At 73.0% G+C, this 26,726-nt stretch carries 18 protein-coding genes, 1 tRNA gene and 1 pseudogene; 17 read left to right on the forward strand and 3 right to left on the reverse strand.

Going from position 1 to position 26,726, the window contains the following annotated elements; translation table 11 throughout:
* Nucleotides 1–41: 41 nt before the first annotated feature.
* The 6 genes from AAC944_RS20155 to AAC944_RS20180 all read left to right on the forward strand — a co-directional run bounded on the left by AAC944_RS20155 (nt 42) and on the right by AAC944_RS20180 (nt 4,615).
* Entirely contained in the window at nt 42–1,319 is a 1,278-nt protein-coding gene (locus AAC944_RS20155; RefSeq protein ID WP_078888606.1) for a TadA family conjugal transfer-associated ATPase, read from the forward strand.
* A complete protein-coding gene (locus tag AAC944_RS20160) occupies nt 1,316–2,293 on the forward strand; it encodes a type II secretion system F family protein (RefSeq protein ID WP_030615860.1) in 978 nt (325 codons plus the stop codon). Before AAC944_RS20155 ends, AAC944_RS20160 begins: the two co-directional genes overlap by 4 nt.
* Nucleotides 2,280–3,107 carry a type II secretion system F family protein gene (locus AAC944_RS20165; protein ID WP_030615865.1) on the forward strand — a complete coding sequence of 276 codons (828 nt, stop codon included), beginning with the start codon at nt 2,280–2,282 and terminating at the stop codon, nt 3,105–3,107. The genes AAC944_RS20160 and AAC944_RS20165 overlap by 14 nt, the downstream gene beginning before the upstream one ends.
* Before the next feature lie 396 nt (nt 3,108–3,503).
* A complete protein-coding gene (locus AAC944_RS20170) occupies nt 3,504–3,803 on the forward strand; it encodes a DUF4244 domain-containing protein (protein ID WP_051871829.1) in 300 nt (99 codons plus the stop codon).
* Between the two features lie 22 nt (nt 3,804–3,825).
* On the forward strand, nt 3,826–4,179 hold the full coding sequence (locus AAC944_RS20175) for a TadE family type IV pilus minor pilin (RefSeq protein WP_030615871.1): 354 nt from the start codon (nt 3,826–3,828) through the stop codon (nt 4,177–4,179).
* Between the two features lie 94 nt (nt 4,180–4,273).
* A complete protein-coding gene (locus tag AAC944_RS20180) occupies nt 4,274–4,615 on the forward strand; it encodes an Rv3654c family TadE-like protein (RefSeq protein WP_051871863.1) in 342 nt (113 codons plus the stop codon).
* 330 nt (nt 4,616–4,945) lie between these two features.
* Here the strand turns inward: AAC944_RS20180 and AAC944_RS20185 are convergent, their stop codons facing one another.
* Complete coding sequence (locus AAC944_RS20185; RefSeq protein WP_368396370.1) at nt 4,946–7,366, reverse strand: DEAD/DEAH box helicase; 2,421 nt, start codon at nt 7,364–7,366, stop codon at nt 4,946–4,948.
* A gap of 136 nt (nt 7,367–7,502) precedes the next feature.
* Between AAC944_RS20185 and AAC944_RS20190 the strand changes: the two genes are divergently transcribed.
* The 6 genes from AAC944_RS20190 to AAC944_RS20215 all read left to right on the forward strand — a co-directional run bounded on the left by AAC944_RS20190 (nt 7,503) and on the right by AAC944_RS20215 (nt 14,480).
* Nucleotides 7,503–7,844: an STAS domain-containing protein gene (locus AAC944_RS20190; RefSeq protein ID WP_030615875.1), complete on the forward strand. Its 342-nt coding sequence runs from the start codon at nt 7,503–7,505 to the stop codon at nt 7,842–7,844.
* A gap of 112 nt (nt 7,845–7,956) precedes the next feature.
* Nucleotides 7,957–8,412, forward strand: coding sequence for an ATP-binding protein (locus AAC944_RS20195; protein ID WP_030615877.1), 456 nt, complete (start codon nt 7,957–7,959; stop codon nt 8,410–8,412).
* An 809-nt stretch (nt 8,413–9,221) separates the two neighbouring features.
* Nucleotides 9,222–11,618, forward strand: a complete 2,397-nt coding sequence (locus tag AAC944_RS20200) for a sodium-translocating pyrophosphatase (protein ID WP_030615880.1) — start codon at nt 9,222–9,224, stop codon at nt 11,616–11,618.
* A 213-nt stretch (nt 11,619–11,831) separates the two neighbouring features.
* Entirely contained in the window at nt 11,832–12,404 is a 573-nt protein-coding gene (locus AAC944_RS20205; RefSeq protein WP_030615881.1) for a hypothetical protein, read from the forward strand.
* 120 nt (nt 12,405–12,524) lie between these two features.
* Entirely contained in the window at nt 12,525–14,117 is a 1,593-nt protein-coding gene (locus AAC944_RS20210) for a DUF7059 domain-containing protein (RefSeq protein ID WP_037772316.1), read from the forward strand.
* 165 nt (nt 14,118–14,282) lie between these two features.
* Complete coding sequence (locus tag AAC944_RS20215) at nt 14,283–14,480, forward strand: hypothetical protein (RefSeq protein WP_030615886.1); 198 nt, start codon at nt 14,283–14,285, stop codon at nt 14,478–14,480.
* 55 nt (nt 14,481–14,535) lie between these two features.
* Here AAC944_RS20215 and AAC944_RS20220 read toward each other — a convergent pair whose 3' ends face one another.
* Nucleotides 14,536–15,015 carry a DUF2752 domain-containing protein gene (locus AAC944_RS20220; RefSeq protein ID WP_078888607.1) on the reverse strand — a complete coding sequence of 160 codons (480 nt, stop codon included), beginning with the start codon at nt 15,013–15,015 and terminating at the stop codon, nt 14,536–14,538.
* A gap of 474 nt (nt 15,016–15,489) precedes the next feature.
* Here AAC944_RS20220 and topA point away from each other — a divergent pair, with 474 nt between their 5' ends.
* The 5 genes and pseudogenes from topA (at nt 15,490) to AAC944_RS20245 (ending at nt 25,270) form a co-directional block, all read left to right on the forward strand.
* Nucleotides 15,490–18,333: a type I DNA topoisomerase gene (gene topA / locus AAC944_RS20225; protein WP_030615889.1), complete on the forward strand. Its 2,844-nt coding sequence runs from the start codon at nt 15,490–15,492 to the stop codon at nt 18,331–18,333.
* 101 nt (nt 18,334–18,434) lie between these two features.
* Nucleotides 18,435–21,805 (forward strand): annotated as a pseudogene (gene tmk, locus AAC944_RS20230) (dTMP kinase).
* A gap of 254 nt (nt 21,806–22,059) precedes the next feature.
* Nucleotides 22,060–23,292: a DNA polymerase III subunit delta' gene (locus AAC944_RS20235; protein WP_030615896.1), complete on the forward strand. Its 1,233-nt coding sequence runs from the start codon at nt 22,060–22,062 to the stop codon at nt 23,290–23,292.
* Between the two features lie 241 nt (nt 23,293–23,533).
* Nucleotides 23,534–25,126 carry an alpha/beta hydrolase gene (locus AAC944_RS20240; RefSeq protein WP_030615899.1) on the forward strand — a complete coding sequence of 531 codons (1,593 nt, stop codon included), beginning with the start codon at nt 23,534–23,536 and terminating at the stop codon, nt 25,124–25,126.
* A 70-nt stretch (nt 25,127–25,196) separates the two neighbouring features.
* A tRNA-Thr gene (locus tag AAC944_RS20245) sits at nt 25,197–25,270 on the forward strand.
* Nucleotides 25,271–25,495: 225 nt separating this feature from the next.
* Here AAC944_RS20245 and AAC944_RS20250 read toward each other — a convergent pair.
* Nucleotides 25,496–26,716: a macrolide family glycosyltransferase gene (locus AAC944_RS20250; protein ID WP_030615904.1), complete on the reverse strand. Its 1,221-nt coding sequence runs from the start codon at nt 26,714–26,716 to the stop codon at nt 25,496–25,498.
* Nucleotides 26,717–26,726 lie beyond the last annotated feature (10 nt).

Consider the following 26,726-nt stretch of genomic DNA (forward strand, 5'->3'; position numbering starts at 1 on the left):
GGGCTGCGGAGACGGGACAAGGCAGGAACGCCCGGCGCGCTGTGGAGACCGGGCAAGGCAGGAAGGCCCGGCCGCCTGCGGAGACCGGGCAAGGCAGGGCGGCCCGGGCGACGGGGGCGACCGGGGCGCTCCTGGAGGCCGTCCGCCTGCGACTCGCCAGGGCAGGCGCCGAGCCGACCCCCGCCCGGGTGGCCGTGGCGTTGCGCGAGGAAGGCCGACTGCTCGGCGACGCCGAGGTGCTGGGCGTCGTGGCGGCGCTGCGCTCCGAAATGGTCGGCAGCGGCCCCTTGGAGCCGCTGCTCGCCGCGCCTGACGTGACGGACGTACTGGTCACCGCGCCCGACGAGGTCTGGGTCGACCGCGGCGGCGGACTGCGCCGCGCGGACGTGCGCTTCCCCGATGCCGCGGCCGTCCGCAGACTCGCCCAGCGCCTGGCGGCGGTGGCCGGCCGGCGACTGGACGACGCTCATCCGTGGGTGGACGCGCGGCTGCCCGACGGCACCCGACTGCACGCCGTGCTCCCGCCGGTGGCCGTCGGCTCGACCTGCCTGTCCCTACGGGTGCTGCGCCCGAAGGCCTTCACGCTGGACGAGCTGATCGCGGCGGGCACGGTGCCACCGGGCGGCGACCGGCTGCTCCGCTCGATCCTGGCCGCCCGGCTGTCCTTCCTGATCAGCGGCGGCACCGGCAGCGGCAAGACCACGCTGCTCAGTGCCCTGCTGGGGCTGGTGGGTGAGGACGAGCGGATCGTCCTGGCCGAGGACTCGGCCGAGCTGCGGCCCGACCATCCGCATGTCGTACGGCTGGAGACCCGCCCGGCCAATCAGGAAGGCATCGGCCTGGTCACGCTGCGGGACCTGGTGCGCCAGGCGCTGCGGATGCGGCCGGACCGGCTGGTGGTGGGCGAGGTCCGCGGCCCGGAGGTCACCGACCTGCTGGCCGCGCTCAACACCGGCCACGAAGGCGGGTGCGGCACCGTCCACGCCAACGCGGCCGCCGATGTGCCGGCCCGTCTGGAAGCGCTCGGCTCGACCGCCGGGCTGGACCGGGCGGCGCTGCACAGCCAGCTGGCCGCCGCGCTCTCGGTGGTGCTGCACCTCGTACGTGACCGTACGGGCCACCGCCGCATCGCCGAGATCCACGTCCTCGGCCGTGCCCCTTCCGGCCTGGTCACCACGACGCCCGCCGTGGTCTGGCAGCCGACCGGCTTCCGGCGGGCCGACGGTTGGCCCCGCCTGGCCGGCCTCTGCGACCGGGATCGCGACTCGGCGAGGTCACCGCACAGCGCCGGGGATGCGACGAACGGGGTGACGCCATGAGTACGCAGCTCGCGATGGACGCGATGACACCGGTGTGCGCGGCGCTGCTGTGCGCGGGGGCGGGCCTCCGGACGGTCGGCGGCCGGAACAACTCCGTACGCCGCGCGCGGCTGTTGCTGGCAGGCGGTGAGCCGACCGGACCCTGTCATGCCGTACGACGACGGGGTGTCCGACGAGGGCCGGAGGACGGCCGACTCCGGGCGTACGGCGAACGGGCGGTCAGAAGGAGCCAGGTGTGGACGGCACGACTGACCCGGCTGGGCCATGCCCTGTGGTGCCTGCCTCTAGGAGCCGTACTCGGCCTTCTGGGCCAGTCACTGCTGCCGGTGGCTCTCGGGGTGCTGGCCGTTCCGGTAGCCCACCGCCGGCTGTGCGCCCGCGCCGCACAGCGGGAACGCGACCGGCGTCGGGACCATGTGATCGCGCTCTGCGCCGCGGTCGCCGCCGAACTGCGCACGGGCCGTCAGCCGGGCCAGGCCCTGCTGCTGGCCGGTACGGAGACCGGGCCGGCGGAAGGGCCGGGCGGGCTGGGGGACGCGGGGGCCGCGGTGCCGGCGGCGGCGCGATTCGGCGGCGATGTGCCGGGCGCGTTGCGTGCAGCGGCGCGGTTGCCGGGCGCCGAGGGACTGACCGGTGTGGCCGCGTGCTGGCAGGTCGCGGTGGAGGGTGGTGCAGGGCTCGCCGCCGGCATCGAACGTGTCACGACGGGACTGCGGGCACAGCGCGACCAACAGGCCGACCTCGCCGCTCAGTTGGCGGGCGCGCGGACGACGGCGCTGATGCTCGCCCTCCTCCCCGCGTTCGGCCTGCTCATGGGCAGTGCGCTGGGCGCGGACCCGCTCCGCGTGCTCCTGCACACGCCGGTCGGCTGGGCCTGTCTGGCGGTCGGCGGGCTGCTGGAGTGGGCCGGGGTGCTCTGGACGGTCCGCATCGTCCGCGCGGCGGAGGGGCGGCGAACCGATGGCCACCGCTGAAGTTGTCCACAGCCTGGGGATCGTTTTCTCGCTCGCGACCACCTTGGTCTGTACGGCCTTGGCCGTCCGGCAGTCCGTCGCCACGACGACCGTCCGGCGGCGCGCGAACCGCATCTTCTCAGGCCCGATCAAGGCAGCCGGTGAACCGGCGCACCGAGTCCGCAGCGGTCGGCGGAACGCCGAGCAGCGGCACGCGGGGCGGCGGAACGAAGCCGTGCGGGAGTGGGCAGTGGTCGCGGCCGCGGCCGGCATCGGCTCCGTGCTGATCGGCGGGGTCGCCGGAGCCGCACTGGGCGTCGTGGGCGCGTACGTCACGCGGGGCCGACGGCGCCAGGTCCGCGCCCGCTCTGCCGCCCGCGCGGCGGAGACGGCCGTACGGGAGCAACTGGCCGCGGCCGCCGACCTGCTGGCCGGCTGTCTCGCGGCGGGCGCGAGCCCCGGTGAGGCGGCGGCCGCGGTGGGGGAGTCCCTGGGCGGACCCGTGGGCGAGCGCCTGCGGCACACCGCGGCAGAACTCCGCCTCGGGAGCGAAGCGGCGGAGAGCTGGGGGCGGTTCGCCGAGCTGCCCGGAGCGCGGGAGCTGGGGCGCTGCCTGGCGCGCGCCGGAATATCCGGTGCACCGGCCGTCGAGTCGGTCGCCCGGGCCGCGGCGGACCTTCGGTCCGAGTGGGGCCGCGCGGCAACCGATGCGGCGCGTAAGGCGGGTGTCCTGGTGACCCTGCCGCTGGCGGTCTGCTTCCTGCCGGCCTTCCTGACGATCGGGGTCGCCCCGGTCCTCGTCGGCCTGGCCCAAGGGCTGCTGCCGCAGGCGTGACCACGGGCCGGGCCGACCGGATCCACGAAGCACAAGTCACAGCGCAACCAGCGCAACCAGCGCAACCAGCACGACCAGCGCAACCAGCACGACCAGCAATCAACACAACCAGCGGCATCACAGGGGGATCTCATGACGACTGCAGCGCAGAAGCCGTCCGGCAGGACGACGACACGGGAGGCAGTGAAGGCAACGGAGGCAGTGAAGGCAACGGAGGAAGCAGAGGAAGCGGAGGTAACGGAGGTAACGGGAGCGGTGGAGCCGGCAGAGGCCGTGCCGACGGCGCCGCGTACGGCCGTGCCCGGATGGGCGGTCGCGGCCGGCAGCGTGGCGCGCGGGGTGAGGAAGGCGCGGGCTACAGCTTCGGGGGCCGGTGGGACCGGTCAGAGGACTGTGATGGTGGCGGGCGGTCCCGCGGGGTGGGCCTCCTGGGCCGCCTCCTGCCTCGACTTCGGGAAGGCGTCGAGGCAGCTGGCGGGGAGGCGCCGGGCCGCATCGCTCAGGGGCGAGTGGGGCCGGCACCGGCGCATGGCGCTGCGGCAGCGGCTGGACCGGGGGATGACGACGGCCGAGTACGCCATGGGAACACTGGCGGCCTGCGCGTTCGCCGCGGTGCTCCACGAGGTCGTGACGAGCGGATCGGTGAGTTCCGCCTTGAGCTCGTTGATCGGCAAGGCACTCCGTGCGCAGGTCTGATGCGGCCGTACACGCGAGGGCGATGGCCAGGACGAGGTCGGACCGGGGCATGGTGACGGCCGAGGCGGCGGTGGTGATTCCGACGCTGGTGCTGTTCGCGGCGATGTTGATGTGGGGACTGATGGCGGCCTGCGCGCAGATCCAGTGCGTGGACGCCGCCCGCGCCGGGGCCCGGGCGGCGGCCCGTTCGGAGGCCGAGGGAAGCACCTTGGCGGCTGCCCGCGCGATCGCCCCGGGCGGGGCACGGGTGGTGGTCGCGAGGGAGGGCGACCTGGTTCGCGTACGGGTCGAGGCGGCGGCTCCCACGCTGGGGCCGCTGAGCATGACGCTCAGAGGGGAGGCGGTCGCTCTTGCTGAGGAGACGGTGGGGCGATGAGCGTCGGGGACGAAGAAAGGGGAGTGGGCTACGAAGCCGGAAAGGGGATGAACGGGATGAAGGGACGGCGACGGTCTGGACTGCGGTGAGCGCCATGGCGCTGTGTGCGGTGTTCGCCGTGGTGATCGCCCTCGGGCAGGCGGCGATCGCCCGTCACAGGGCGGGTGCGGCGGCTGATCTGGCCGCTCTCGCCGCCGCCGGCCGGAGCGTGTACGGCGAGGCCGAGGCATGTGGCGCGGCGCGCCGGGTCGCGGCGGCGCAGCGCGCGCGGCTGGTGCGGTGTTCGGTGCGGGCGGACGTCGCCGATGTCTCGGCGGAGGCCCGAGCGGGCCCGTTCACGCCACGCATCCGTTCCCGCGCGGGTCCCGCGGATGCGCCCCTGAACCCGGTGATACCGGTGATACCGGCGACGCCGGTGCCCCGAACGGCCAGGTGACCCCGGCGGCCGCGGTCACCCCGGCAGGCTCGATGATCCGGTGGCCCGGGGCATACCTCCGCCCGGCGGCCCGGGGCGTACCGCCGCCCGGCGGCCCGGAGGGCACCCCGCCCCGGCAGGCTCGATGATCCGGCTGGTCCAGGGTGCTCCCCCGGCCCGGCGGCCCAGGGCGCCCCTCCGTCCCGGGGGACCGGGATGCCTCCTCCGCCCCGGGGGACCGGGATGCCTCCTCCGCCCCGGGGGACCGGGATGCCTCCTCCGCCCCGGGGGACCGGGACGCGCCCTCCGCCCCGGCGGACCGGGACGCCCTCTTCGCCCCGGTGGCCGCGGTCACGAGTCGGTCCCCGCTGTCCCCGTCCCTGCTGCCCCCGCCGCCTCCGCTCCGCGGAGGAGTTCCGTCAACAGCCGGATGGCGCCTCGTTTGTGGAGGGGTTCGTTGCCGTTGCCGCACTTGGGGGACTGGATGCAGGACGGGCAGCCGGCGTCGCACTCGCAGGCGGCGATCGCCTTGCGGGTGGCGGCGAGCCAGTCGGCGGCGGTGTGGAAGGCGCGTTCCGCGAAGCCCGCGCCGCCGGGGTGACCGTCGTAGACGAAGACCGTCGGGAGGAGCGTGTCCGGGTGCAGCGGGACGGAGACGCCGCCGATGTCCCAGCGGTCGCAGGTGGCGAAGAGCGGAAGGATGCCGATGGAAGCGTGTTCGGCGGCGTGCAGGGCGCCGCCCAGCTGTTCCGGACCGACCCGGGCCGCGTCGAGCTGGTCCTCGGTCATGGTCCACCACACGGCGCGGGTGCGCAGCGTACGCGGCGGGAGGTCGAGCTTGGTCTCGCCGAGCACCTCACCCGTGATCAGTTTGCGGCGCAGGAAGGAGACGACCTGGTTGGTGACTTCGACGGAGCCGAAGCACAGGCGCGCGTCACCCCACGGCACCTCGATGTCGGTCTCCAGGATGGAGATGGCGGTGGTGTCGCGGGCGGCCGTGGACCAGGGCGGCGTGGCCTCCTCGACGAGGGCGACGCTGTCCTCCAGGTCCAGGTGCTTCACCACGTACGTGCGGCCCTGGTGGAGGTGGACCGCGCCCTCGTGGACGCTGGAGTGCGCGGCGGCCTCGTCGACCGTGCCGAGCAGCCGGCCGGTGCCGGCCTCCACGACCTGGACGGGCGAGCCGCCCTGGCCGCGGATGTCGGTGAGGTCGGCGGCGCGTTCGCGACGGGTCCAGTACCAGGACCTGCCGCGGCGGCGCAGCAGCCGGCGGCGTTCCAGGCCCGCGAGGACGTCCGGGGCCTCCGGGCCGAAGAGGGCCACGTCCTCGGGGCCGAGCGGGATCTCCGCCGCGGCCGCGCAGAGATGGGGCCAGAGGACGTACGGGTTGTCGGGGTCGAGGACGGTCGATTCGACCGGCCGGTCGAAGAGGGCTTCGGGATGGTGGACGAGGTAGGTGTCCAGGGGGTCGTCGCGGGCGACGAGCACGGCGAGCGCGCCCTGGCCGGCCCGGCCGGCGCGGCCCGCCTGCTGCCACAGGGACGCGCGGGTGCCGGGGTAGCCGGCGATGAGGACGGCGTCCAGTCCGGAGACGTCGATGCCCAGTTCGAGTGCGGTGGTGGCGGCGAGCCCCAGGAGCTCGCCGCTGTGCAGGGCGCGCTCCAGGGCCCGGCGCTCTTCGGGGAGATAACCGCCCCGGTACGCCGCGACCCGGCTGGGGAGGGAACGGCCTTCGGGATCGGTCGCTGAGGACGCGACCTCGGCCAGCCGTTCCTGGGCGATGAGGGCGATCAGCTCGGCGCCGCGCCGGGAGCGTACGAAGGCGACGCTGCGGACGCCCTGCACGGCGAGGTCGGTGAGCAGGTCGGCGGTCTCGGCGGTGGCGGTACGGCGGACGGGCGCGCCCTGCTCGCCGTGCAGCTCGGTCAGCGGCGGCTCCCACAGGGCGAAGACGACCTCGCCGCGCGGCGAGGTGTCCTCGGTGATCTGCACGACCGGCGCGCCGATGAGCCGGGCTGCGGACTCGGCCGGTTCGGCCGAGGTGGCGGAGGCCAGCAGGAAGACCGGTTCGGAGCCGTAGCGGGCGCAGACGCGCCGCAGCCGGCGTATGACCTGGGCGACGTGCGACCCGAAGACGCCGCGGTAGGTGTGGCACTCGTCGATGACCACGTAGCGCAGCGCGCGCAGGAAGGAGGACCAGCGGGGGTGGGCCGGGAGGATGCCGCGGTGCAGCATGTCGGGGTTGGTGAGGACGTAATTGCCGTACTGGCGCACCCATTCGCGTTCTTCGACCGGCGTGTCGCCGTCGTACACGGCCGGGCGGATCGCCGTGCCCAGCGGGGCGGCCAGATCGCGTACGGCGCGCCGCTGGTCGGCGGCGAGCGCCTTGGTCGGGGCGAGGTACAGCGCGGTGGCTCCCCGGCCGTTCGGCGCCTCGGAGCCGTCCAGCAGCCCGGACAGCACGGGGGTGAGATAGGCCAGTGATTTCCCGGAGGCGGTGCCGGTGGCGACGATGACGGACTCGCCCTGCAACGCGTGTTCCGCCACCCGGGCTTGGTGGCTCCAGGGGCGTTCGATGCCGGCGGTACGGATGGCGTCGATCACTTCCGTACGGATAGATGCGGGCCAGTCGGCATGGCTGCCGATCCGCGGGGGCAAGTGCTCCGTATGAGTGATGCGCGTAGCGCGGATCTCTCCCCTGGCGAGACGGTCGAGGACCATGCCCGGGGAGGGGCGTGCACCCGCATCCGGCGGAGGTTGATTGGAGGCCATCGGCACCGAGTGTGTCACCGGTGTGACGGACAATGCTCATAAGGCGTCGTGCGCGCCTGCTGGTAAGTGATTGAATGCCATCGCGGCTGCCGATCCATGGGGGGCGACCGCTCGATAGCAAGGTGCTGGAGGATCCGTGGACCTGTCCCTGTCGACCGAAACCCTTGGCGACCGTACGGTCGTCAGGGTCGGTGGCGAGATTGATGTATACACCGCGCCCAAGCTGCGGGAGCAGCTGGTCGAGCTCGTGAACGACGGCAGCTACCACCTCGTGGTGGACATGGAGCGCGTCGACTTCCTCGACTCCACCGGGCTCGGCGTTCTTGTGGGTGGCCTGAAGCGGGTGCGTGCCCACGAGGGCTCGCTGCGCCTGGTCTGCAACCAGGAGCGCATTCTCAAGATCTTCCGTATTACCGGACTGACGAAGGTGTTCCCGATTCACACCTCGGTCGACGAGGCCGTATCGGCCACCGACTGACAGCTGTCCGGTGCCCCGTGCCGTGTGTGCGGGGGCAGGAAGCAGTGGTGGGGGGTACCGGGCGATGCGCCCGGCCCCCTGCGCAGCACGCCCGCTTACCGAGGGGATGGCAATGGCCACCGTCGAACTTCTTTTCAGTGCCCTTCCCGAGCATGTCCGGACCGCGCGCCTGGTCGCGGCCGCCATGGCGCGACGGGCCGGAGTGGACGAGGCGGTGCTCGACGAGGTGCGCCTCGCCGTCGGTGAGGCGTGCAGCCGCGCCGTGGGTCTGCACCGCAGCAACGAGGTCGCCACGCCGATCAAGGTCAGGCTGATCGAGGACGAGAAGAAGTTCTCCATCGAGGTGGGCGACGACGTGCCGGGCTCGGCCGCCGGTTCCGTGCCGGGCGTGCAGCGTACGGACAGCGATCCGGACGGCGCGGAGTCCGGGAACGGCGACGAGGCCGAGGACGAGATGGGCCTCGCGGTGATCAGCGGTCTGGTCGACGACGTCGAGGTGTCCTCCAGCGAGACCGGCGGCGTCATCCGCATGAGCTGGCCGACGCTCCCGGACCCGGTCCTGCCGTAGCGGCTTCCGCCGTAGCGCCGACAGAAGAGGGCGTGGCGGCCGCCGTCGGCGTCTCGGCGGTCTTGGTGGTCTCGGCGCCTCGGCGCCTCGGCGGCCTCCGGCAAGGGCAGCTGTAGCGAAAGCCGACGCGGCCCACCAGAACATGCCGGCGCGGCCCGCCAGAAGAAGCCACCGCGGCCCGCCAGAAGCAGCCATGACGGCTGCCGTCGCACACCAACGGAAGCAGCCGGCGAGGGCTGCCCGTACACCGCTCCCGCGCGACCGCCTTACAGCCGCGCCCCGCGGCCATCACAGCGGCGCCCCGCGCGACCGCCGACAGCGGCGCTCCAAGCCGCCGGACGCCCCCAAGTGGCCCCCAGGGCCGCCTACTCGTGCCGTACGGCTCCGCATGCCGTCCAGCCCCGCAGGACGGTGAGCGCAGCTGTACCGGTGGGCCTACGCCTACGCCTACATGTTCGTACGCGTACGCACACGCGAGGCGTTCCGCCGGCGCGGGGCGCCGGAGCGGAGGGCGCAACTCCGCTGCGTGCCCCGTTCAACGTGCTGGAAAAGGATCTCGCATCCGCCTCTGAGCAGCGGCGTTCAATACGACAGCGAGATCATCCGGGCGCGGTCAGCGAATTTGCTGCATTCCGTCTTACGGGCTAATTCTCGGAGCGATCACCTATTGATCTTCGCGGCTGCAGGCGAATTCCCTTTGACGCGTACTGTTTTGATCTAGTGCGGCTCCCTACAATCCGTCCACATCTTTGCTCAGGACGCCTGAGCGTGCTTTCGCGCGCCCATGTGCCAAACGTCAAGGAGGACGAATGGCGGGGCCTTACACCCCTCAGATGCTCGACACCCCCACATACCTGGCCGAGCCATCGCTGACGAGCGGCAACCGCGGCATCGTGCTGGTGATCGCCCTCGTGGCCCTGGCGGCGCTCGCCGTCGCGGCCGTGCTGGTACGGCAAGTGCTCGCGGCCGGCGAGGGCACCGACAGTATGAAGAAGATCGCCGCTGCCGTGCAGGAGGGCGCCAATGCCTATCTCGCACGCCAGTTGCGCACCCTCGGCGTTTTCGCCGTCGTGGTGTTCTTCCTGCTCATGCTGCTGCCCGCGGACAACTGGACGCAGCGCATCGGACGCAGCGCGTTCTTCTTGATCGGTGCGGGATTCTCCGCGGCGACCGGCTATATCGGCATGTGGCTCGCGGTGCGCAGCAATGTGCGCGTCGCCGCGGCCGCCCGGGAAGCCACTCCGGCCGAAGGCGATACGGCTCCCCGTGATCTGACGGCCGTTTCGCACAAGGCGATGAAGATCGCTTTCCGTACGGGCGGGGTCGTCGGCATGTTCACGGTGGGCCTCGGCCTGCTGGGCGCCTCCTGTGTCGTCCTCGTGTACGCGGTCGACGCTCCGAAGGTGCTGGAGGGCTTCGGCCTCGGTGCCGCGCTGATCGCCATGTTCATGCGAGTCGGCGGCGGCATCTTCACCAAGGCCGCCGACGTCGGCGCCGACCTCGTCGGCAAGGTCGAGCAGGGGATCCCCGAGGACGACCCGCGCAACGCCGCGACCATCGCGGACAACGTGGGCGACAACGTCGGCGACTGCGCCGGCATGGCGGCCGACCTGTTCGAGTCGTACGCGGTCACCCTGGTCGCCGCGCTGATCCTCGGCATGGCCGCCTTCGGTGACTCGGGCCTCGCCTTCCCGCTGCTCGTCCCGGCCATCGGTGTGATCACGGCGATGATCGGCATCTTCGTCGTCGCGCCCCGGCGCTCCGACCGCAGCGGGATGACCGCCATCAACCGCGGCTTCTTCATCTCCGCCGCCATCTCGCTGGTGCTGGTGGCGATCGCGGCCTTCACGTACCTGCCGTCCACCTACGCGGGCCTGGCCGGCGTCACCGACGAGTCCATCACCGGCCGGGCGGGCGACCCGCGCGTCCTGGCCCTGGTCGCGGTCGCCATCGGCATCGTGCTCGCCGCGCTCATCCAGCAGCTGACCGGCTACTTCACCGAGACCAACCGGCGCCCCGTACGGGACATCGGCAAGACCTCGCTGACCGGCCCCGCGACCGTCGTGCTGTCGGGCATCTCCATCGGTCTGGAGTCGGCGGTCTACTCGGCCGTGCTGATCGGCCTGGCCGTGTACGGCGCGTTCCTGCTGGGCGGCGCGTCCATCATGCTGGCGCTGTTCGCGGTCGCGCTGGCCGGTACGGGCCTGCTGACCACGGTCGGCGTCATCGTCGCCATGGACACCTTCGGGCCGGTCTCCGACAACGCGCAGGGCATCGCCGAGATGTCCGGTGACGTCGAGGGCGACGGCGCGCAGGTGCTCACCGACCTGGACGCGGTGGGCAACACCACCAAGGCCATCACCAAGGGCATCGCGATCGCCACGGCGGTGCTCGCGGCGGCCGCGCTGTTCGGGTCGTACCGCGACGCGATCGCCAAGGCCGTGGGCGAGGTGGGGGACGCCGCCACGGGCATGGGGCTGAGCCTGGACATCTCGCAGCCGAACAACCTGGTCGGCCTGGTCCTGGGCGCCGCGGTGGTCTTCCTCTTCTCCGGACTGGCCATCAATGCCGTGTCCCGCTCGGCGGGTTCGGTGGTCTTCGAGGTACGCCGGCAGTTCCGGGAGAAGCCCGGGATCATGGACTACACCGAGAAGCCCGAGTACGGGCGGGTCGTCGACATCTGCACCAAGGACGCGCTCCGCGAGCTGGCCACCCCCGGCCTGCTGGCGGTGCTCACGCCCATCGCGGTCGGCTTCTCGCTCGGCGTCGGCGCGCTCGGCTCCTTCCTGGCGGGCGCGATCGGCACCGGCACCCTGATGGCGGTGTTCCTCGCGAACTCCGGCGGCGCCTGGGACAACGCCAAGAAGCTGGTCGAGGACGGCCACCACGGCGGCAAGGGCAGCGAGGCGCACGCGGCCACCGTCATCGGTGACACCGTGGGCGACCCGTTCAAGGACACCGCGGGCCCGGCCATCAACCCGCTGCTGAAGGTGATGAACCTGGTGGCGCTGCTCATCGCGCCGGCCGTGGTCAAGTTCAGCTACGGCAACGACGCGAACATGGGCGTTCGGGTCACGGCCGCGGGCGTCGCGCTGCTCATCATCGTGGGCGCGGTGTACCTCTCGAAGCGCCGCGGCATCGCCGTGGGTGACGAAGACAACTCCGGCAAGGTCGCCCAGACGGCCGACCCGGCGGTCGTCTCCTAGCGGGCGGCGCCACAGCCCCTCAACGGGCGGGTGAACGAGGCGTTTTACGCGCCACGGGCACCCGCCCGTACACGTGCGGGAAGTGAGAGGTATCGGTCACCGTCCCTTGGTGCAAATGGCTTCAATGCGGGTCGTACGGGATGCTCGTCTCATGGCCGAAGACCTTTGGGCGTGTATGTTCCGGGGCCGAGAGCCATGGAAGGGACCAATCCGGTGAACAAGAAGCTTGTGGCTGCACTGTCCGGCGGTGCGGCACTGGTGCTCGCGCTGACCGGCTGCAGCGACGACAGCGACAAGAAGCTCAATGACTGGGCCAAGCGTTTCTGCGACCCGGCGCAGGCTCAGTTCAAGCAGATTCAGGACGCCAACGCGTCGATGCAGACCGCGGACGACGGCACCACCGACTCCAAGAAGGTCCAGCAGACCGACTCCCAGGCGTTCCAGAAGATCTCGGACGCCTACGGCTCACTGGCCAGGTCGCTGGACAAGGCGGGCGCCCCGCCGGTCGACGGCGGCGGCGCGGACCAGAAGAACGCCGTCAAGGAGCTGAAGGGGCTCTCCTCGGGCTACGCGGACCTCAAGAAGCAGGTCGACGGCCTGGACACCAAGGACAAGCAGAAGTTCGCCGACGGGCTGCGCTCGCTGTCGGACGGCATCAACAAGCTCAACAAGAAGAGCGAGGCGGCCTTCAAGAAGCTGGAGTCCGGCGACGTCGGCAAGGCGATGGCCGGTCAGAAGGGCTGCCAGACGCAGAAGGCGTCGACCTCGCCGCAGAAGAGCTCGTAGCGCTGCACCTGTGGGTTGCACGGCCCGGCCGGCCCGTGACGGTACGTCCGTACGGGACCGGGCGGGCCGCTGCCGTCGTGCCGGTGGTTCGCTGTCGGTGGTTGCCCTGACAATGGGGGCGTGAGTACGCACCTCCCCGTCGCAGACGACCGAGACCCCGAGTCCGCCGCCCGCACCGCCCGGCTGCGGGAGGCGTTGCTGGCCGCCGGCTTCACCGCCGACGGCCTGCTGGAGCTGCTCGGCGCCACCGCCTACGCCGCGCTGGCCCGCAGCGAGACCGTGCCGGCCCTGCGCGCCACCAGAGGCGAGGGCCCGCTGGCGGCGCTGGTGCGGCTCTTCCTGCTCCAGCAGCCGGTGGCGGCCTCCCGTGCGGCCGCCGCGCTGCCCCTGGACGACTGCCTCGCCGACGGCTGGCTGGTCCGGAGGGGCGAGGAGGTCCGCGCGACCGTGGACGTACGCCCGTACGGCGGCCCCGAGGGCCAGGACTGGTGGATCGTCTCGGACCTCGGCTGCGCGGTCGGCGGAGCGGGCGGCATCGGCCGCGGCCCGGCCGGCGTGGACCGCTCCGAGCTGGTGCTCGGCGTGGGCGGCGCGTCCACCACCCTCGCCGGGCTCACGCTGCGCCCCCAGGCCGGCGCCCCGGCCGCCGGTCCGCACTTCGACTCCGTCCTCGACCTCGGTACGGGCTCCGGCGTCCAGGCGCTGCACGCCGCCGAGTACGCCACCCGCGTCACCGCGACGGACCTGAATCCGCGGGCGCTGCGCATCGCGGCCCTCACCCTCGCGCTCTCCGGTGCCCGGCCCGCCGACCTCAGGGAGGGCTCGCTGTTCGAGCCGGTGGGGGAGGAGACGTACGACCTGATCGTCTCGAACCCGCCGTTCGTCATCTCCCCGGGCGCGCGCCTGACGTACCGCGACGGCGGCATGGGCGGTGACGACCTGTGCCGCACGCTGGTGCAGCAGGCCGCCGGTCATCTGAACGACGGCGGGTACTGCCAGCTGCTGGCCAACTGGCAGCACGTCGAGGGCGAGGACTGGAAGGACCGGCTGCGCTCCTGGGTGCCGCGCGGCTGCGACGCCTGGATCGTGCAGCGCGAGGTGCAGGACGTCACCCAGTACGCCGAGCTGTGGCTGCGGGACGCCGGTGACCACCGGGCGGGCCCCGAGGAGTACGCCGCCCGGTACGAGGCGTGGCTGGACGAGTTCGAGGCGCGCAAGACCAGGGCGGTCGGCTTCGGCTGGATCACGCTGCGCAAGACCGGCACCGACGACCCCTCGATCACGATCGAGGAGTGGCCGCACCCGGTCGAGCAGCCGCTCGGCCCCGCCGTGCTCGGCCACTTCGCGCGCCAGGACTATCTCCGGGCCACGGACGACGCGGCCCTGCTGGCCGGGCGGTTCAAGCTCGCCCCCGAGGTCGTGCAGGAGCAGGTCGGGCTGCCGGGCGCGGAGGACCCGGAGCACGTGGTGCTCCGTCAGAACAGGGGTATGCGGCGGGCCACGAAGGTCGACACGGTCGGCGCGGGCTTCGCCGGGGTCTGCGACGGCACGCTGCCGGCCGGGCGCATCCTGGACGCCATCGCGCAGCTGGTCGGCGAGGACTCCGTGACGTTGCGGGACCGTACGCCGGAGGCGATCCGGATGCTGGTCGAGCAGGGCTTCCTGGAACCGGTCGGCGGACCGGCGGAGGACCGGGAGACCGACGGGGGCTGACGGGGGCGGCCGCCCCTGACGGGCCGGCCGCCTCCCTTCACGCCTGTGCGGGCCGGCCCGCACACGGGCGCCCCACGGGGCCGTGTGGCACCCGTACGGAGGACGCGTCGCGCGTGTTCACCCGCCGTTCGCCCGGGGGTCGTGCGGGGGTGCCAGGGTGCCCGCATGGAAAGTGGACCCGCGCTGTTCTCCGGTGCCGCCTTCGCGCTCTTCGGCGGCGGACTGCTGCTCTGGCTGGCGGCTCGCGTCAGCCTCCGCGCGCCGGTCGCCCACGGCGTGAGCCGCCCGCTCGCGGTGACCATGACCGTGCTCTTCGGCACGCTGTTCCTGACGGTCGGCGGCTGGCTGCTCTCCGCCGCCTGACGGTCCGGGGGCCCCACGGCTCCGGGCGTACGGTCCGGGCGGCCGAGGGCGGCGGTCAGCCCGTCACGTTCCGTACGACGCCCCAGACGAGGGCGGTGGCCAGGACCGCGGCGAGCGTGCGCGGGGTCGGCCGGGGACGGTAGCGGCGCCCCCGCAGCCCTTCGTAGAGCAGCCGGCCGCCCACGTACGCGGCGAGCGGCACCCCGAGGACGAGCAGCGCCGCGTTGTCGTGGAAGGCCGCGGACAGGTCGCCGTGAAGGAGGTCGTACGCCATGCGGGTGCCGCCGCACCCCGGGCAGAGCAGGCCGGTCATGGCGTTGAAGGGGCAGCGCGGCAGCAGCTGACCGGGCTGGTGCGGGTCGGTGTGCCACAGGTAGGCGCAGGCCGCCGCCGTGAGTCCGGTCACCGCCACGGCGCCGAGCAGTGTGACCCGCCGCACCCGCTTCCGGTCCTCCGGGGCGCCCGGCGCGCCCGGTGCGGCCTCCGGCGACGCGCCCGGTACCGGGCCGGCGTGGTTCCCGCGCTCCTTCGCCATGGCCGGTGCCCCCCGGAAGACGTATATGTGTGTGTCCGGCCACCCATCCTGCCAGCCGTCCCGGCGCCGGGTCCGGACCCCCGGCCGGTACCGCCCGGCACCCGTTCCCCGCCCCGTCCCCGACCGGTAAACGGAATATCCGCCGTCTGCCTTCCGTTCCTGCTCGGGCGCCTCAGGCGGAGCAGTATCCGGAGTGCGCCCTTCCGTCTTGGCGGCGGTCCCCGAGGGCCCCGTGACGGCCCCTTCCGCGGCTCCCGTGCGGCACGTGATCACGCAGCGTGCCGGGACCGGCGGTGTGTGGTCCGGGCGGCACGAAGGGCTGGACTCGGGTTACCGTTCGAGTGGCGTTGTGGGCTTTTTCCGTTTGACACGGGGGCGGGATGTACCGTCACACTCCGCAGCGTCACCGCAGAGTCGCCCTCGGGAGTCCCGTCCCGAGGTACCCCCCAGCGCCGACCGGAGAGAAGAGCGAAGTTGTCCCCGACCAGCGACACCGCACAAGGCGGCGGCCGCCGACTCGTCATCGTCGAGTCGCCTGCCAAGGCGAAGACGATCAAGGGCTACCTCGGCCCTGGATACGTCGTCGAAGCGAGCGTCGGGCACATCCGTGACCTTCCGAACGGCGCCGCCGAGGTCCCGGCGAAGTACAAGGGCGAGTCCTGGGCCCGCCTCGGCGTGAACGTCGACGCCGACTTCCAGCCGATCTACGTCGTGAACAGCGACAAGAAGGACCAGGTCAAGAAGCTCAAGGAGCTGCTGGCAGAGTCCGACGAACTCTTCCTCGCCACCGATGAGGACCGCGAGGGCGAGGCCATCGCCTGGCACCTGCAGGAGATCCTCAAGCCCAAGGTCCCCGTCCACCGCATGGTCTTCCACGAGATCACCAAGGACGCCATCCGGGACGCCGTGGCGAACCCGCGGGAGCTGAACAAGAAGCTCGTCGACGCCCAGGAGACCCGCCGCATCCTCGACCGCCTCTACGGCTACGAGGTCTCGCCGGTCCTGTGGAAGAAGGTCATGCCGCGGCTGTCGGCCGGCCGCGTGCAGTCCGTCGCCACCCGTCTCGTCGTCGAGCGGGAGCGCGAGCGCATCGCCTTCCGCTCCGCCGAGTACTGGGACCTGACCGGCACCTTCGCCACGGGCCGCGAGGGCGACGCGACCGACCCGGGCACCTTCGGCGCCCGCCTGACGACTGTCGACGGCCGCCGCGTCGCCCAGGGCCGCGACTTCGGTCCCGACGGCCGGCTCAAGACCGACCAGGTCCTGCACCTGGACGAGGCGAACGCCCGCGCGCTGGCCGCGGCCCTGGAGGACACGCGGTTCGCCGTCCGCTCGGTCGAGTCCAAGCCGTACCGCCGCTCCCCGTACGCGCCGTTCCGTACGACGACGCTGCAGCAGGAGGCCAGCCGCAAGCTGGGCTTCGGTGCGAAGTCGACCATGCAGGTGGCACAGAAGCTGTACGAGAACGGCTTCATCACCTACATGCGTACGGACTCCACGACGCTCTCCGACACCGCCGTCGCGGCGGCCCGCTCGCAGGTCACGCAGCTCTACGGCGCCGACTACCTCCCGGACAAGCCGCGCTCGTACGCGGGCAAGGTGAAGAACGCCCAGGAGGCGCACGAGGCGATCCGCCCCTCCGGCGACCGCTTCCGCACGCCCGCCGAGACCGGCCTGACCGGCGACCAGTTCAAGCTGTACGAGCTGATCTGGAAGCGCACCGTCGCGTCCCAGATGAAGGACGCCACCGGTAACAGCGTCACCGTCAAGCTCGGCGGCACGGCGAGCGACGGCCGGGACGCCGAGTTCAGCGCGTCCGGCAAGACCATCACCTTCCACGGCTTCCTCAAGGCGTACGTCGAGGGCGCGGACGACCCGAACGCCGAGCTGGACGACCGCGAGCGCCGGCTGCCGCAGGTCGCCGAGGGCGACCCGCTGACCGCCCGTGAGATGTCCGTGGACGGCCACGCCACCAAGCCGCCGGCCCGCTACACCGAGGCCACGCTGGTCAAGGAGCTGGAGGAGCGGGAGATCGGCCGCCCGTCGACGTACGCGTCGATCATCGGCACGATCCTGGACCGCGGCTACGTCTTCAAGAAGGGCACGGCCCTGGTGCCGTCCTTCCTGTCCTTCGCCGTGGTCAACCTCCTGGAGAAGCACTTCGGGCGGCTCGTCGACTACGACTTCACCGCCAAGATGGAGGACGACCTCGACCGCATCGCGCGCGGCGAGGCCCAGTCCGTGCCGTGGCTGCGCCGCTTCTACTTCGGCGAGGGCGAGGCCGAGGGCGCCGCCTCCGAGGCGGGCAACGGCGACGGCGACCACCTCGGCGGCCTCAAGGAACTGGTCACGGACCTGGGCGCGATCGACGCCCGGGAGGTGTCCTCCTTCCCGGTCGGCGACGGCATCGTGCTCCGGGTGGGCCGCTACGGCCCGTACGTGGAGCGCGGCGAGAAGGACACCGACAACCACCAGCGCGCCGACGTGCCGGACGACCTGGCGCCCGACGAGCTGACGGTGGAGTACGCCGAGGAGCTGCTGGCCAAGCCCAGCGGCGACTTCGAGCTGGGCACGGACCCGGAGACCGGCCACCAGATCGTGGCCAAGGACGGCCGGTACGGTCCGTACGTCACCGAGATCCTGCCCGAGGGCACCCCGAAGACCGGCAAGAACGCGGTCAAGCCGCGTACGGCCTCGCTCTTCAAGTCGATGTCCCTGGACACCGTGACGCTCGCGGACGCGCTCAAGCTGATGTCGCTGCCGCGGGTGGTCGGCCAGGACGCCGAGGGCGTCGACATCACCGCGCAGAACGGCCGCTACGGCCCGTACCTGAAGAAGGGCACGGACTCGCGCTCCCTGGAGAGCGAGGAGCAGCTCTTCACCATCACGGTCGACGAGGCGCTGGAGATCTACTCCAAGCCCAAGCAGCGCGGCCGGGCCGCCGCCAAGCCGCCGCTGAAGGAGCTGGGCACGGACCCGGTCAGCGAGAAGCCGGTCGTGGTCAAGGACGGCCGCTTCGGCCCGTACGTCACCGACGGGGAGACCAACGCGACGCTGCGGCGGGACGACGACGTCGAGACGATCACTCCCGAGCGCGGTTACGAGCTGCTCGCCGAGAAGCGCGCCAAGGGCCCGGCCAAGAAGAAGACCGCCAAGAAGGCCCCGGCGAAGAAGACGGCGGCGAAGAAGACCACCGCCAAGAAGACCACCGCCAAGAAGACGGCGGCCAAGAAGACGACCGCCAAGAAGACCGCGGCGAAGAAGACGACCACGGCCGCGAAGAAGACGGCGGCGAAATCCAGCCCGTCCGCGGACTGAGGACGGCGCCCGGAGGACGTCCCCGGAGACAGGACCGCCAGGTCCGCTCCTATGTTCGGGCAGGGACCCGGTGTGTCACCGGGTCCCGCTAGGCTGGCGGAATGACGCGTACCGAGCAGCCAACGGTCGTGACCCCCACATCAGGCGCACTCGCCGCGGACTCCCGCGAGCGCGCCGTGCGAGCCCTGCTGCGCTTCCCTCCCCTCAAACGGCTGTGGAGCGCCCAGTTCGTCGGCGGCATCGGTGATGCCCTCGGCATGCTGGTGCTGGTCCTGCTCGCACTCCAGGCGGCGGTCTTCACCCCCCACGGAGGCGCCGCGGCCTTCGGTGGCGGTTACCGGGGAGCGGCCTTCGCGGTCGCGGCCGTCTTCGGCGCCCGGTTGCTGTCGACGCTGCTCTTCGGTGCCGTGCTGCTCGGCCCGCTCTCCGCGCTGACCGCTCCTGAAGGGCCCCTGGACCGCCGCTGGACGATGATCGCGGCGGACGGCGTACGTGCCGTGCTGCTCATCATCGCCCCCCTGTGGATCGACTGGCTGCCGGGCAACGCCCTGGCCTGCGTGCTGATCACCGCCTTCGTGGCCGGTGTCGCCGAGCGCTTCTGGACGGTGTGCCGGGAGAGCGCGGCCCCCGCGCTGCTGCCCGCGCCGCCCGCCGAGGGCGACGCCGTGAGACCGCAGCGGGACAACCACGACGCGCTCCGCCGCCTCTTCCTGCGCACGGGCTTCGTGGCGCTGCCCATCGCCGCCGCCGGCCTCCTGGTCGTCACGCTCATCGGGAACGCCCTGGGCGCGGGCATCGAGTGGTTCCACACCCACCAGGCCGCGCTCGGCTCGTACGTCGCGGCCGGCCTGTTCGCCGCGTCCGTGTCGATCCTGTACTTCCTCGCGTTCCCCGGCGCCCGTACGCCGCGTCCGCGCTCCCCCTGGAGGGCCTGCGCCGTCCCAAGAGCGGCACCACCGTCGACAAGGGGCGCACGGGCGCGGTCCCGCTCCTCGTCCTGGCCTGCGCCGCCGTCGCCGCCGCGATCGCCGCGGCCGTCGCGGTGAGCGTGCTGCACGTGCGCGACCTCGGTGGCGGCCCGGTCGGCTTCGCCCTCTTCGTCCTGGCCCTGAGCGGCGGCCCGGTGCTCGGCATCCGCAGCGCCCGCAAGGTCCTGCCCGGCTTCTCCCGCCGCCGGCTGCTCGCCCTCTCCGTCGCCGTCACGGGCCTCGCGCTGCTGGCCATGGGCCTGGTCCCCGACACGACCACGGTCCTGCTGCTGGCGCTGCTCGCCGGCGTGAGCGCGGGCGTCGCGGCCAACACCGGGCACACCCTCCTGGACCAGGAGACCGAGGAGTCCCGCACCTCCCGTACGACCGAGCACCTGCACGCCGTCGTACGGCTCGCGGTCGCGCCCGCCGCGATCATCGGCCCGCTGCTGGCCGCCGGTATCGGCCCGCACCACCTCGGGAACGGCTCGTTCGTCTTCGCGCACGGCGGTGCGGCCTTCACGCTCATGCTCGTCGGCGCGCTGCTGCTGCCGGTGGCCGCGTGGGTGCTGGGCAAGACCGACGACCGCCAGGGCGTACCGCTCCGCCGCGACCTGCGCGAGGCGCTGCGCGGCGGCGACCCGGAGCAGGCCCCGGCGCCGACCGGCTTCTTCATCGCCCTGGAGGGCGGCGACGGGGCCGGCAAGTCCACGCAGGTCGAGGCGCTCGCCGACTGGATAAGGGCCAAGGGCCACGAGGTCGTGGTGACCCGCGAGCCGGGCGCCACCGCCATCGGCAAGCGGCTGCGCTCGATCATCCTGGACGTCTCCACGTCCGGGCTGTCGGACCGGGCCGAGGCCCTGATGTTCGCCGCCGACCGCGCCGAGCACGTGGACAGCGTGATCCGGCCGGCCCTGGAGCGCGGCGCCGTCGTCATCACCGACCGGTACATCGACTCCTCGGTGGCGTACCAGGGCGCGGGCCGCAACCTCGCCCCGACCGAGATCGCCCGTATCTCCCGCTGGGCCACCGACGGCCTGGTCCCGCACCTCACGGTCCTGCTGGACGTCTCCCCGGAGACGGCGCGCGAGCGCTTCACGGAGGCGCCGGACCGGCTGGAGTCCGAGCCCGCCGAGTTCCACGAGCGGGTGCGCAACGGCTTCCTCGCCCTCGCCGCCGCCGACCCGGCCCGCTACCTGGTCGTGGATGCCGGGCAGGAGCCCGAGGCCGTCACCACGGTCGTACGGCACCGCCTGGACCAGGTGCTGCCGCTCTCCGAGGCCGAGGTCAAGGCGCAGGCCGAGGCCCGTAAGGCCGCCGAGGAGGAGGCCCGCAGGAAGGCCGAGGAGGAGGCCGCCCGCAAGGCCGAGGAGGAGCGGCAGGAGCGCGAGCGCCAGGAGCAGCTGGCCCGGCTGCGCGCCGAGGAGGAGGAGCGCAAGCGCCGCGAGATCGAGGCCGCCAAGGCGCGCGAGGCCGCCAAGCAGGCGGAGGAGGCCCGGCAGCGTGCCGAGGAGGCCCGCCGCCAGGCCGAGGAGGAGCGCAAGCGCCGGGAGGCCGAGGAGGCAGCGCGCCAGGCCGAGCAGGAGCGGCTGCGCCGGCAGCACGAGGAGGAGAAGCGGCTCCGCAGGGAGGCCGAGGAGCGTCGCCTGGAGAAGCAGCGCAAGGCGGAGGAGGCGCTGCTCCGTGCCGAGCAGGCGCGGCTCGCCGCGGCCTCGGCGACGGAGGGCGTGCACGACTCCGACGCGCCGACCACCGAGACGCCGATGGTCAACATGTACAAGGAGCCGCAGGAGGACACGCGGCGTCCGGCCTCCGAGAGCGGGCCGGACGCGGCGGAGACCGTGCCCGGCGGGATGCCGCGGGTGGACATGTGCAAGGAGGAGGCGCCCGGCTCCGGCGACGCGCCCCGCTCCCGTACGGGCGCCGAGGGCCGGGACACCCGCGCCGGCTCCGACTCCGAGGAGACCGCCGTGCTGCCGCAGCCCGAGGTGGCCGCGGACGCGGACGACGACGGGGCCGAGGGCGGCCGGCAGGCCTCCGCCGCGGGCTCCGGCGCCGCCGACGAGACGGCCGTGCTGCCGTCCGTGCGGCCCGGGGACGCGGACCGGAGCGGCGCCGCCGACGAGACCGCCGTCCTGCCGCCCGTACGGCCCGAAGGTCCGGAGGACCGGGTGCCGTCGTGGATGTTCCGCCCGGAGGAGGGCGGTAGGCGGCGGCCGGCGGACGAGTCGAGCACCGAGCGCACGGCCGAGCTGCCCCAGATCGACCCGGTGACGGGCCTGCCGTCCCACGGCCGGTCCGGTGGCCAGTCCCCGTACGAGTCGTACGCGCCGCAGCAGCCGCATCCTCAGTACGAGCAGCAGGTGCGCCCGGCCGGCCGGCGCCGCCCGGAGTGGGCCGAGGAGACCCCGCTGGACGATCTCCCGACCCTCGCCGACGAGCTGCTCGGCCCGCGCGACACGGAGGAAGAGGAGGAGCCCCGCGGCCGCTGGGGCCGCCGCTGATCCCCGCTTCCCGGCCGTCGGCCCCCGGTACGCGCGCGCGTACCGGGGGCCGACGGCTTTCCGGGCCGGCGGGCCGCTCGCGCCCGGGGTTTTCCACAGGTGGACCGGACTGTCGGTGCCGTCCACCACAATGGGATGCGACGGGCCGTCCCCGCGCGGCGGCAGGACGGCCAAGGTGTGCCCCCGGACGCACCCGGCAGCGGTACGGCACGGCGACGGCACGGCAGGACACGGAACAGGACGGCGGAGCGGCAATGGCGGTGTGGGACGACCTGGTGGGCCAGGAGCGGGTGACGGAGCAGCTCGCCGCCGCGGCACGCGACGCGGACGCCCTCGTCACGGCCGAGGAGCCGGGCGCCGCGGTGCCCGAGTCCGCGCCGGCCTCCATGAGCGCGTCCAGGATGACGCACGCCTGGCTCTTCACCGGCCCGCCCGGCTCCGGCCGGGCCACCGCGGCGCGTGCCTTCGCCGCAGCCCTGCAGTGCGTGAGCCCTGACCGCGCCCTGGGCGGCGCCCCCGGCTGCGGCTTCTGCGACGGCTGCCACACGGCGCTGGTCGGCACGCACGCCGACGTCGAGGTGGTCCGTACGGACCTGCTGTCCATCGGCGTGAAGGAAACCCGTGACCTGGTCCGCCGGGCCTCGATGTCACCGGCCGGCGGCCGCTGGCAGGTGATCGTCCTGGAGGACGCCGACCGCCTCACCGAAGGCGCGGGAAACGTCCTCCTCAAGGCCGTCGAGGAGCCCGCGCCGCGTACGGTCTGGCTGCTCTGCGCCCCCTCCATCGAGGACGTGCTCCCCACCATCCGGTCCCGCTGCCGCCTGCTGACGCTGTCCACGCCCGCCACGTCCGCGGTCGCCGACATGCTGATGCGCCGTGACGGCATCGAGCCGGCCGCCGCCACGGCCGCGGCGCGCGCCACCCAGGGGCACATCGGCCGGGCCCGTCGGCTGGCGACGGACGAGCGGGCCCGCGCCCGCCGCGCCGCGGTCCTCAAGCTGCCGCTGCGCATCGACGACATCGGCGGCTGTCTCAAGGCCGCGCAGGAGCTGATCGACGCGGCGGGGGAGGACGCCAAGCAGGTCGCCGAGGAGGTCGACGCCAAGGAGACCGAGGAGCTGCGGGCCGCGCTGGGCGCCGCGGCGGGCACCGGCGGACGGCTGCCGCGCGGCACGGCGGGCGTGATGAAGGAGCTGCAGGACAAGCAGAAGCGCCGCTCCACGCGTACCCAGCGCGACAGCCTGGACCTCGCCCTCACCGACCTGACCGGTTTCTACCGCGACGTCCTGGCCCTTCAGCTCGGCACGGCCGTGGAGCTGGCCAACGAGGACGTACGGGACAGCGTGCAGCGCATCGCCGCCGGCTCCACGCCCGAGCGCACCCTGCGCCGGATAGAAGCGGTCCTCGCCTGCCGCCAGGCCCTGGACCGCAACGTCGCCCCGCTCCTGGCCGTCGAGGCGATGACCGCGGCGCTCAGGGCGGGCTGAGCGGCCCCGCGCCGCGACCTGCCGGGCCGGCCGCCGGCCGCCCGACGGGCCCGTCCGCGACGGCAGGCCGGCATACGGCAGTGCCGCTCGGCCGAACTCACTCGTACGAGGGCAATAGGCCGGGCACGACCCCACCGGGACGGATACGCTCCCCAGAGCTGTCGCCAACTGTCACCATTGGTCACCAATCGTCACCGAGCCGAGTGCCGCCACCGCCGCCGCCGACCGAGGGACCGTACCCATGGACACCAGCCGTCTGCTCCGCACCTCCGGCGCCGTGCTCGCGGCCGCCGCGCTGCTCGTCTCCTGCAGTTCGTCCGCCGGCTCGGACGGTGGCGCCGTCGCCTCACCGGCCCGGCAGGGTCCCGACGCGCGCCCGGAGAGCGACAAGGCGAGCAAGACCCTCGACCCGCTGCCCACGGCCGTACCGGCGGCCCTGCGCCCGTACTACGACCAGAAGCTGAGCTGGCACTCCTGCGGTCCCAAGGGCTTCGAGTGCGCCACCCTCAAGGCGCCGCTCGACTACGCGAAGCCCAGCCGCGCCACCGATCTGAAGCTCGCCGTCACCCGCAAGAAGGCCACCGGGCCCGGCAAGCGGATCGGCGCCCTGATGGTCGACCCGGGCGGCCCCGGCGCCTCCGCGGTCAACTACGCCCAGCAGTACGCGCCGGAGCCGGCCGCCGTGAAGGCCCGGTACGACATGGTCGCCATGGACCCGCGCGGGGTGGCCCGCAGCGAGCCGGTCCGCTGCCTGTCGGGCACGCAGATGGACGCGTACACACAGGTCGACCAGACGCCGGACGACAAGGCGGAGCAGAAGAAGCTCACCACCGCCTTCAAGAACTTCGCCGACGGCTGCAAGGCCCGCTCCGGCAAGGTGCTCGGCCACGTCTCGACCATCGAGGCGGCCCGGGACATGGACATCTTCCGGGCCGTCCTGGGCGACCGGAAGCTCACCTACGTGGGCGCCTCGTACGGCACCTTCCTCGGCGCGACGTACGCGGGCCTGTACCCCTCCCGCGTCGGCCGGCTCGTCCTGGACGGCGCGATGGACCCCTCGCTCAGCGCCCGGCAGCTCAACGAGGACCAGACCGCCGGTTTCAACACCGCCTTCACCGCCTTCGCCGCCGACTGCATCAAGAAGCGCGACTGCCCGCTGGGCACCAGGAGCACGGCCGACGCCGGCAAGCAGCTCTCCGCCTTCTTCCGCCGCCTGGACGCGCGCCCGGTCGCCACGGGGGAGTCCCGCAAGCTCACCGAGTCCCTGGCGACCAGCGGCGTGATCGCCGCCATGTACGACCAGGCGGCGTGGCCCCTGCTGCGCGAGTACCTCGCCAAGGCGAAGAAGGGCGACGGCAGCGGCCTGCTCGCCCTCTCCGACTCCTACTACGAGCGTGACCCGGACGGCAGCTACGCCAACCAGATGTTCGCCAACCCCGCGGTGAACTGCCTCGACCTCCCGCCCGCCTTCTCCTCGCCCGCCCAGGTCGAGTCCGCGCTCCCCGCCTTCCGCAAGGCCTCCCCGGTCTTCGGCGAGAACTTCGCGTGGGCCCCGCTGAACTGCGCGTACTGGCCCGCCGAGGCCACCGGTGAACCGCACCGCATCGAAGCGAAGGGTGCCGCCCCGATCCTGGTCGTCGGCACCACCCGCGACCCGGCGACCCCGTACCCCTGGGCCCGCGGCCTGGCCTCCCAGCTCGCCTCCGGCCGCCTCCTGACGTACGAGGGCGACGGCCACACCGCGTACGGCCGCGGCAGCGACTGCATCGACACCGCCGTGAACACCTACCTCCTGGAGGGCACCCCGCCGGCCAAGCACAAGCGCTGCTCCTGACCTCGGAGGCCGTCGCCGAAGCCGATTACGAATCACCCCTCCGCCATGTGTAGACTGGGCCGCGCACCACGCCGCCTTAGCTCAGTCGGCCAGAGCGACGCACTCGTAATGCGTAGGTCAAGGGTTCGATTCCCTTAGGCGGCTCGGCTGGAAGCCCAGGTCACATCTCATGTGACCTGGGTTTTCTCTTGTTTTCAGGGGCCTGTCGGCGACGTGGGGCCCACCCTCGTTCGTGCTTCCTCGTGACGCGGACCGGCGCCGTCCTCTCGGCCCGCGGAGCGGAGGTCGAGGCAGCCGTCCACCTGGTCACTCCGGAAGCGGTCGCCGAGGCTGAGCGTGAGCGACGAGCAATCGTGCTGCAGGGGCGCGTCAGCGCGCTGTCGCCGGGTGGCGGGGGAGTTCGGCTTCGATGAGGGCGGTGGCCTCGGAGGTGCCGCCCTCGTCGGCCATGGCGTGCTGGATGCGGGCGAAGCGGGCGGGGACGTCCGGGTCGTCGAGGAGGCCGAGGACGGCCTCCCGCAGCGCCTGCGGAGTGGCGCGTTCCTTCGGTACGCAACGGGCGACGCCCAGTTCCGCGAGCATCGCGGCATTGCCGAACTGGTCGGCGGCCTGGGGGACGGTCACCATCGGGACGCCGCAGGCGAGGGCCTCGTGTGCGCTGCGCGCGCCCGCGTGCGTGACGAAGGCGTCGGCCTGCCGGAGGACCGCCTGCTGGGGAACCCAGTCGCGTACTTCGATGTGGGCAGGAATCTCGCCGAGGTCGGCCGGGTCGGTGCCCCGGCCGATCTGCAGGACGACGTGCCAGCCCGGCAGATTGCCGAAGGCCGCGACGCAGGCCCGGTAGAAGTCGGGGGCTTCGGTGAAGACCGTGCCGAGCGAGATCAGCAGGACTTTCCCGGCGCCGGCCGGGCGGGTCCATCCGTGCTGGTGGCCGTGCTCGGCCCAGCACGGGCCGGTGAACGAGTAGACGGAGCCGTCGACCCGGTCGGCATGCGGCTGGAGGACCTTGGAGATCAGCGCGATGCAGCGGTCGGGGCGGCGGGCGATGCGGCCGGGGCCGATGGCGGTGCCGTTGTTGGCGAGCCAGGCGTGGGCCGGCCGGCCCACGCCTGGCTCGCCCGCCTCTCCCCGGCCCGGGGGCGCGGCCGCCAGGTCCGCCTCGTACCCTTCCCAGGCGACGGCGTGCGGCGAGAGCTGGACGGCGCGGATCTTCCAGCGGTCGGCCAGGGCGCGGGCCGCGTAGGCCATCGGGTCGTACAGGATCAGGTCCGGGCGGTCGTCCTGATACGCGGTGACCAGTTGCGGCAGCGCCCGGCCGGCGTCGGCCAGGAACAGCCGTAGGTGGTCGATGAGTTCGCCGTCCCAGGCGCCCGGCGTCCCGGCGGCGGGCAGCGTGGTCGTGTAGGCCCTGGGCTCGGCACCGGTGGCGGCGACGGTGCCGGCGAAGGAGCTGGGGACGGCGTAGGTGACACGGTGACCGCGGGAGACCAGTGCGCGGATCACCTCCAGGCTCGGGTTGACGTGCCCGTGGGCCGCCACGCTGAACATGGCGATATGGGCGGGCCGGACTCCGGGGGAGAAAGGATTCATGGTGGGAAAG

The organism is Streptomyces sclerotialus (assembly GCF_040907265.1).
Lineage (GTDB): Bacteria > Actinomycetota > Actinomycetes > Streptomycetales > Streptomycetaceae > Streptomyces > Streptomyces sclerotialus.

What these genes read in the sequence shown, in the direction of transcription:
- AAC944_RS20160 (WP_030615860.1), top strand. Translation starts at nt 1,316, where the DNA reads ATGAGTACGCAGCTCGCGATGGACGCGATGACACCGGTGTGCGCGGCG.
- AAC944_RS20165 (WP_030615865.1), top strand. Translation starts at nt 2,280, where the DNA reads ATGGCCACCGCTGAAGTTGTCCACAGCCTGGGGATCGTTTTCTCGCTC.
- AAC944_RS20170 (WP_051871829.1), top strand. Translation starts at nt 3,504, where the DNA reads ATGGTGGCGGGCGGTCCCGCGGGGTGGGCCTCCTGGGCCGCCTCCTGC.
- AAC944_RS20175 (WP_030615871.1), top strand. Translation starts at nt 3,826, where the DNA reads ATGGCCAGGACGAGGTCGGACCGGGGCATGGTGACGGCCGAGGCGGCG.
- AAC944_RS20180 (WP_051871863.1), top strand. Translation starts at nt 4,274, where the DNA reads ATGGCGCTGTGTGCGGTGTTCGCCGTGGTGATCGCCCTCGGGCAGGCG.
- AAC944_RS20185 (WP_368396370.1), bottom strand. Translation starts at nt 7,366, where the DNA reads ATGGCCTCCAATCAACCTCCGCCGGATGCGGGTGCACGCCCCTCCCCG.
- AAC944_RS20195 (WP_030615877.1), top strand. Translation starts at nt 7,957, where the DNA reads ATGGCCACCGTCGAACTTCTTTTCAGTGCCCTTCCCGAGCATGTCCGG.
- AAC944_RS20200 (WP_030615880.1), top strand. Translation starts at nt 9,222, where the DNA reads ATGGCGGGGCCTTACACCCCTCAGATGCTCGACACCCCCACATACCTG.
- AAC944_RS20215 (WP_030615886.1), top strand. Translation starts at nt 14,283, where the DNA reads ATGGAAAGTGGACCCGCGCTGTTCTCCGGTGCCGCCTTCGCGCTCTTC.
- AAC944_RS20220 (WP_078888607.1), bottom strand. Translation starts at nt 15,015, where the DNA reads ATGGCGAAGGAGCGCGGGAACCACGCCGGCCCGGTACCGGGCGCGTCG.
- AAC944_RS20235 (WP_030615896.1), top strand. Translation starts at nt 22,060, where the DNA reads ATGGCGGTGTGGGACGACCTGGTGGGCCAGGAGCGGGTGACGGAGCAG.
- AAC944_RS20240 (WP_030615899.1), top strand. Translation starts at nt 23,534, where the DNA reads ATGGACACCAGCCGTCTGCTCCGCACCTCCGGCGCCGTGCTCGCGGCC.
- AAC944_RS20250 (WP_030615904.1), bottom strand. Translation starts at nt 26,716, where the DNA reads ATGAATCCTTTCTCCCCCGGAGTCCGGCCCGCCCATATCGCCATGTTC.